The sequence below is a fragment of the Photobacterium sanctipauli genome (assembly GCF_003026495.1).
Lineage (GTDB): Bacteria > Pseudomonadota > Gammaproteobacteria > Enterobacterales > Vibrionaceae > Photobacterium > Photobacterium sanctipauli.
The window spans coordinates 1-6,178 of record NZ_PYMA01000036.1 but is presented as its reverse complement, the minus strand read 5'-3'; the positions used below and the strand labels follow the sequence as shown (position 1 = coordinate 6,178).

The following is a 6,178-nucleotide window of genomic DNA, read 5'->3' as shown; positions in this document are numbered from 1 at the left end:
TTGAGTACATTGAGGTTGATTATAATCAGACGAGAAGGCACAGTGCTCTTGGGTACCTAAGCCCAGTTAACTTTGAAAAGCAAAATGTCGCTTAATGAAGTGTCCAGTCTGGCTGGAGCAGATCAGTTGCTCTGGCAGGAGTATCATGAGCAATATCAAGAGCAAGCTTACGCTTATACTCAGTTCTGCGAGCACTTCACTCGCTGGTTCAAAACCCAAAAGCGCAGCATGCGTCAGCTCCATGTTGCAGGTGACAAGCTGTTTATCGACTACTGTGGGCCTCGGCTTCACGTAGTCAACCCTGACACAGGTGAAGTGCGTGAAGTAGAAGTGTTCGTGGCGACCTTGGGTGCGTCCAATTACACCTATGTTGAAGCCTTCCTGAGCCAAGGTAAGTCATACTGGTTAGAGGCGCATGCAAATGCGTTCGAACACTTCGGCGGCGTACCACAACTCTTGGTTCCCGATAATCTGCGCAGCGCGGTCACCAAAGCTAACCGTTATGAGCCAAGGCTTAACGATAGTTATCAGAAACTGGCAAATCACTATCAAACTGCCGTAATGCCAGCTCGGCCCTACAAACCTAAAGACAAAGCCAAGGCCGAGAATGCCGTTCTCCTCGTGGAGCGCTGGATCATGATGCGGCTACGACACCAGACCTTCCATACCTTCAAGGAACTGAATCTCGCCATCCGTCAACTTATGAACGACTTAAACCAACGTGAGATGAAACAGTATGGTGCAAGTCGTAAAGCGCTGTTCGACAAACTCGATAAGCCTGCGTTAAAGCCCCTCCCCAAACAGCGTTACCTGTATACCGAAACCAAACGAGCCAAAGTCGGGCCTGATTATCACATCGAATATCGCCGCCACTACTACTCAGTCCCCCATCAACTTGTTGGTCACCATGTCGAACTGGAAGCCTCCAACCGTCTGGTGCAGATTTACCATCAAGGTAACTTGGTCGCCCAGCATCCACGCAGCCAAAGAGAGCGCGGAAACAGCACCCAACCAGAACATATGCCGAGTAATCATCAACATCAGAAGTGGTCGCCTGGACGCCTGCTCAACTGGGGAGCCAATATCGGTCCAGCCACACGAGAAGTTGTCAATAAGATGCTCAACTCCAAGCCTCATCCAGAGCAGTCGTATCGCTCCTGCCTTGGGATGCTCAATCTGAGCAAAATGCATGGTGAATCGCGCTTAGAGCAAGCCTGTAAAGATGCGCTGATGCTGACAAAACCGAACTACACCTTCATCAGCAATCTGCTGAAAAATAATCGTGAAGGACAACTGAGTAAAGATAAAGCGAATACACCGAACCTTGTTCACAGCAATGTTCGAGGCCCGAACTGTTATCACTAGGAGAAAGGATATGAACGCACTGAACGACCAACTCAAAACCCTCCGCTTGAGCCATGCAGCGAAAGCGTTAGAGCAGCAACAAGAGCAACTGACCACCTACGCAGAACTCGACTTCGAGGAGCGGTTAAGCTTGCTCTTAGAAAGTGAAATCTTGAATCGTAATCAGAGCAAAATCGAACGCTTAAAGCGACAAGCAAAGCTGAGGGTGGATGCGCAACCGAGTCAACTCATCTACAAGGAGGGGCGAAACCTCAATCGCAAACAGATGAGCGAACTTCTGACGGGAAGTTATCTGCACAAGCACCAGAACATCTTGATCACAGGCCCAACAGGTGCAGGCAAAACGTATCTTGGCTGCGCACTTGCAACCAGCGCCTGTGACCAACAACACACGGTCAGATACTACCGATTAACTCGCTTGCTTGATGATCTGACCGCAGGTCGTCTGGATGGTAGCTATCAAAAACAACTTCAGTCGCTGGCAAAGAAAGCTCTACTGATCCTTGATGACTGGGGAATGGAAAAACTGACTCAAGAGCATGCAGGTCACTTGTTAGAGGTGCTTGAAGACCGCTACCAAAACAGCAGCACAATCGTCATCAGTCAACTACCCGTAAAGGAGTGGTACAACATGATCGGCAACGCCACTGTCGCTGACGCTCTAATGGATCGGTTGGTACACAATAGTCATCGAATAGAACTGGGAGGTGAGTCAATGAGAAAACTGGCGCAATCCGATCACTTAGAGTAAAAATAGGAAGAGAGAAAAACGGCAGGATCAGGTGATCGGAATAAACCGAAACGAGCGATCGCAATCACCGAAATACGCACTATATGCTCGATCAACGTTTGTCGCGTCTGGCGGCATGATTTCTGCATTGATATAAAGTTTATTTCGACAATTTAAGCTATCGAAGTAACCTTCAATATCCAAGCGCTTAAGAGTCAACTCCATCGCAGATAAAAGAGCTGCCGTAGTTTCTTCACTAAAACCATATTCAGAGGTCACATTGTCCAAAAGAAGTTCAACACCTGAGAAGTATTTATCGCAGAAACCAAACAACGGTGAGTCTGCATATGACCATTTTATTTCTTCTCGGTCTTCAAAGGATGAAGCTTCGGTTTGCAACAGTTCATCAGACCAAGCCGAAAATATAGGTCGATGCCCCTCTCCAGTTGTGACCAAAGCTACGTAATAAAAGTGATGCTTCGGAAACTCAGACGACAACCTTACTATTATTGATTTGGTCGCCTTGTAGAGCATATTTTCTAGTTGCTTAAGTTTCATATTGATCCAAATGTATAACGCCGCATTAAGGTGTGAGCGACGCTTGGCTATACTTGAGCGAAGCGAAACCGCCAAGCGTTGCGAATCACTCTTAAATGCTTTGTTATGTGCGTACTAAAGACATTGGTACGAACCTAATTCCGTTGAACTCGGCTTCTTCACCTGTTGCTACGAAACCATTACGATTGTAGAACTCAACAGCATTTACCGATGAACGCAGGCTAACTTCACGAGCATCTGTCTGATTGAGCAAATGATTCAATAAAGCACGACCTAAACCTGAACCTTGCTGCGAATTAGCAACAAATAAATGTGTTAGATAATTCCCATCACGTAAAGCAGCAAAACCAAGAACTTCCCCACCTGATACGGCCTTAACAGATGAAAACTTCTCATGGTCGAAAGTTGTCACTAGGTCAGGTAAAACTCTGTCCTTATACTCTTGCTTTCCCTGCTCATTAAACAATGGAAGCACATCGTTGTCTGAGACCTCTGAAACAAGCCTTGTCACTGCCTCTAAGTCCGATTTTAGGACCTTCTGAATTTCCATATTCCCTCCGAGCACATAACGCCCAATTAAGGTGTGAAGCACGCAACCACGACACTCAATTGGACCACCGTAAACACGAAACCCGACCCAAACCAAAATCGCCGAGCGTGCTGAATCACTCTTAAATTGTTTGTTATAAATCAGACGCTTGGCAAATGAACTTTAGGCCCTTTCCATTCAAACGCCTCAAGTATACGAACAAATATAGAATGTAAATTCTCCATTGACTCAGGTGACACATCAACTTCGCCATAGTGTCCGTCAGCCATCGTGCTCCCATACTTAGTTCCATTTAAACAGTTAAGTACCAGAGCACCTGCTTCAGATTTAACTAATTGATTATCAATGGGCTTTAAATCTAGTGGCTTTGGATTACGCCCCGCACCTAACCCCCTCGATCTGTCTTCCATGTGCTGAGCTGTATTGCGGACACCACGTAAATCTGGAAACTTTTCACCTAGTTCATCATGAAGCTTCTTAATAACTAAGGGAGCTTGAGGGTAGTTCTTCAATACTTTTAAAAACTTGTCGAACGAATCTAAAGCATATAAAAATGCACGAGCATAAATAAATGACTGATTGTGAGAAAACTCCCTAGGTAACTCGCCACTTTGCCATTTCTCTCGCTTAAAGCGGATCTCAGTTTCTAAGTGAATTTCATCTCTAACGCTATGGTCATAGGGGTTAGCATATTGCACCTCTATTTCTTTTTGTATTGCAGAACGTCTCTGCGCATCAGCTTGCCACTGTTCACTTGTTGGGAAATCGCGCTCTGAATCAAAGGAGCCCAAGAACATATTTAAGGTTAAGTTTGCTTCATAGAATTGGCTTTCAATATTTCTTAATAATCCTTCAACTTCCCATGACCAATCTCTGTCTTCGCTAACAAGCCATGTTCCTGGCTTAATTATTTCGAATATGTACACTGGACCTCCTATGATTTATAACGCCCTGTTAAGGTGTGAGCAACGCAATACTGAAGCTCCCGCATACCACCTTAAACACAAAACGCAACGCATAGCAAAAATGCCAAGCGTTGCGAATCACTCTTAAACAGATTGTTAACTGGCGTCTATCAGTAATCGTAACTCAGAGAGTCTGGGTTCATAACTTTCTCAATACCAGATTCCAACAAGCCTTTTTTCAGTGCTTTATGCACTAATAAAAAGCTCGGAATTTCTAGTAAATACTTACCGTTAACCTTAGTTTTAGCACACTCTTCCAATAGCTGTTCTCGCGATTGGTTAAATGGAAAACTGTGAGAACGATTGTAATTCCAGTTATTACGTAATAATTTCTCTCGATGCTGAACCGCACGATGAATAACAGATAATAACCACCCATCTAACTCGGTTAATTGTTCCGTATCATTTACAAGCGGATAGAAACTCATTACGCCTTTAAAATAAATTCGTTTTGTACGACCTGATAGATAGTCCTTAATTTGCTTTTTACTCAATCCACCGTACATATAACGACGAATTTGCATCATTGCACTAAGGAAGTTTTTATCTTTGTCGTTTGCTGGAATCTCTTGACCTGCTAAAGATGACTGCTTCAATGGCTGAATCAAATTTCTATATAGAATATAAGAAATTTGCTTTTTAATTTTAAGGACTGACTTATCTTTGATAGAAACATTATCAACTGATAGGGTGTACCCTAAAAAATCCAAACTACTTTTAGCTGATATCTCTGAAGGAAAATCCTCTTTGGTCAACAATGATATACCCTCCGATTTTGCAGCATTTATTTTTACTCCTGCATCATTCGAAAATCGATTTATCAAGCCAAACGCATTACATATTTTCGAGTAGTCGGGTGTCCAAACAATCGTGTCATCGGCATATCGAGAAAACTTAACTCCCTCTCTTTCTAGATCAGAGTCAAAATTCCAACATGTTAAGTTGGCTAAAAATAAACTAATAGAAGTACCTTGAGGTATACCTACGGTTCTATCTTTCAGGAAAACCTTGATTACAAATCTTTCTTCTGGACTAATGAAAAAGCCATTTTGGTCAAACTGTTTAGTTAAATAGTCGTGCGAGATAGAACCAAAATAGTCAGAAAAGTCAAATTCAGCTAAAAAAGTACGCTCATTTCTCCTTAGGTCAACGGAGATGTCTTGAATCGCAAAATGAACATTTCGGTCATTTCTGTAAGCATAAGAAAACGAGCTAAATCTGTGTTTATTCTTTGCTAACAATCGATTAAAAAACAACTTCGATACTGCTGCATCAGGAATCTGGAAAATAGACACCTTTCGTTCCCCACCATCAGCTTTAGGAACGATTTTTATATGAGGAGCATTGGGGGTGTATGTTCTATCTTCGATTTTTCTCGCAATGGATCTTGCGATACTTTTATGCTTTTTTAATACATAGAAGGGATTAAATTTTTTATCGATAGACCAGTAATCTGGTTGATGAACAATCTTAGTGGGCGCTGAATCACCGAGTCTTTTTTTGTTTCTCTCATGCTCCAAGTGCAAACGGTTGTGATATTCATGATATCTCTTGATTAGCTTTTTCGCTTCATCTTTAATCACACTTGCTAAATGTTTTTCTAAACTCATATATTCCTCATACAAAAAAGCCCGAGCGTTAGCTCGAGCCTTTCCACGGTATAAACCCAAGTAAAAGTAAGTTACCACTTGGTTGATGAAAATTTGACGTCTCACCCCCGTCAGTGTGAATTTCACAGCTGAAGATCAACCATTGCTGATTGATAGAAGGCAATACCGTTGTTTCCATGGGAAACTTATTGCGTAATATACACTAAACTTTATCTAAATCAATAGTTAATGTGTAGAAAGACAGTTAACGCCGCATTAAGGTGTGAGCGACACTTGGCTATACTTGAGCGAAGCGAAACTGCCAAGCGTTGCGAATCACTCTTAAATGCTTTGTTATAAGCACTTTTTGCCCATTAAAGCCTCTGTGATGTACCGCCCGTTACTTTGCAGATACTCGATA

At 42.8% G+C, this 6,178-nt stretch carries 6 protein-coding genes and 1 pseudogene; 3 read left to right on the top strand and 4 right to left on the bottom strand.

The annotated features are described in order from the left end of the window. The 3 genes and pseudogenes from C9I98_RS26210 to istB all read left to right on the top strand — a co-directional run. The coding region (locus tag C9I98_RS26210) for an IS3 family transposase (RefSeq protein WP_146153905.1) at positions 1–95 on the top strand (95 nt) is incomplete at its 5' end. 31 nt (positions 96–126) lie between these two features. Continuing rightward, a pseudogene (istA, locus tag C9I98_RS26205) lies at positions 127–1,365 on the top strand (IS21 family transposase); the annotation flags it as partial. Between the two features lie 10 nt (positions 1,366–1,375). Next, positions 1,376–2,116: an IS21-like element ISVch3 family helper ATPase IstB gene (gene istB, locus C9I98_RS26200; RefSeq protein ID WP_036828756.1), complete on the top strand. Its 741-nt coding sequence runs from the start codon at positions 1,376–1,378 to the stop codon at positions 2,114–2,116. Between the two features lie 27 nt (positions 2,117–2,143). Here the strand turns inward: istB and C9I98_RS26195 are convergent, their stop codons facing one another. The 4 genes from C9I98_RS26195 to C9I98_RS26175 form a co-directional block, all read right to left on the bottom strand. Continuing rightward, positions 2,144–2,653 (bottom strand): DUF4303 domain-containing protein, encoded by a 510-nt coding sequence (locus C9I98_RS26195; RefSeq protein WP_051902542.1) that lies wholly within the window; start codon positions 2,651–2,653, stop codon positions 2,144–2,146. A 103-nt stretch (positions 2,654–2,756) separates the two neighbouring features. Beyond that, entirely contained in the window at positions 2,757–3,203 is a 447-nt protein-coding gene (locus C9I98_RS26190) for a GNAT family N-acetyltransferase (RefSeq protein WP_036828759.1), read from the bottom strand. A gap of 140 nt (positions 3,204–3,343) precedes the next feature. After that, positions 3,344–4,129 (bottom strand): hypothetical protein, encoded by a 786-nt coding sequence (locus C9I98_RS26185; protein WP_036828762.1) that lies wholly within the window; start codon positions 4,127–4,129, stop codon positions 3,344–3,346. Positions 4,130–4,278: 149 nt separating this feature from the next. Continuing rightward, positions 4,279–5,778 (bottom strand): reverse transcriptase domain-containing protein, encoded by a 1,500-nt coding sequence (locus C9I98_RS26175; protein ID WP_107272674.1) that lies wholly within the window; start codon positions 5,776–5,778, stop codon positions 4,279–4,281. Between the last annotated feature and the right edge of the window lie 400 nt (positions 5,779–6,178).

Excerpts from the sequence above, each read along its gene's own strand:
- istB (WP_036828756.1), top strand. The coding sequence starts at position 1,376 with ATGAACGCACTGAACGACCAACTCAAAACCCTCCGCTTGAGCCATGCA.
- C9I98_RS26195 (WP_051902542.1), bottom strand. The coding sequence starts at position 2,653 with ATGAAACTTAAGCAACTAGAAAATATGCTCTACAAGGCGACCAAATCA.
- C9I98_RS26190 (WP_036828759.1), bottom strand. The coding sequence starts at position 3,203 with ATGGAAATTCAGAAGGTCCTAAAATCGGACTTAGAGGCAGTGACAAGG.
- C9I98_RS26175 (WP_107272674.1), bottom strand. The coding sequence starts at position 5,778 with ATGAGTTTAGAAAAACATTTAGCAAGTGTGATTAAAGATGAAGCGAAA.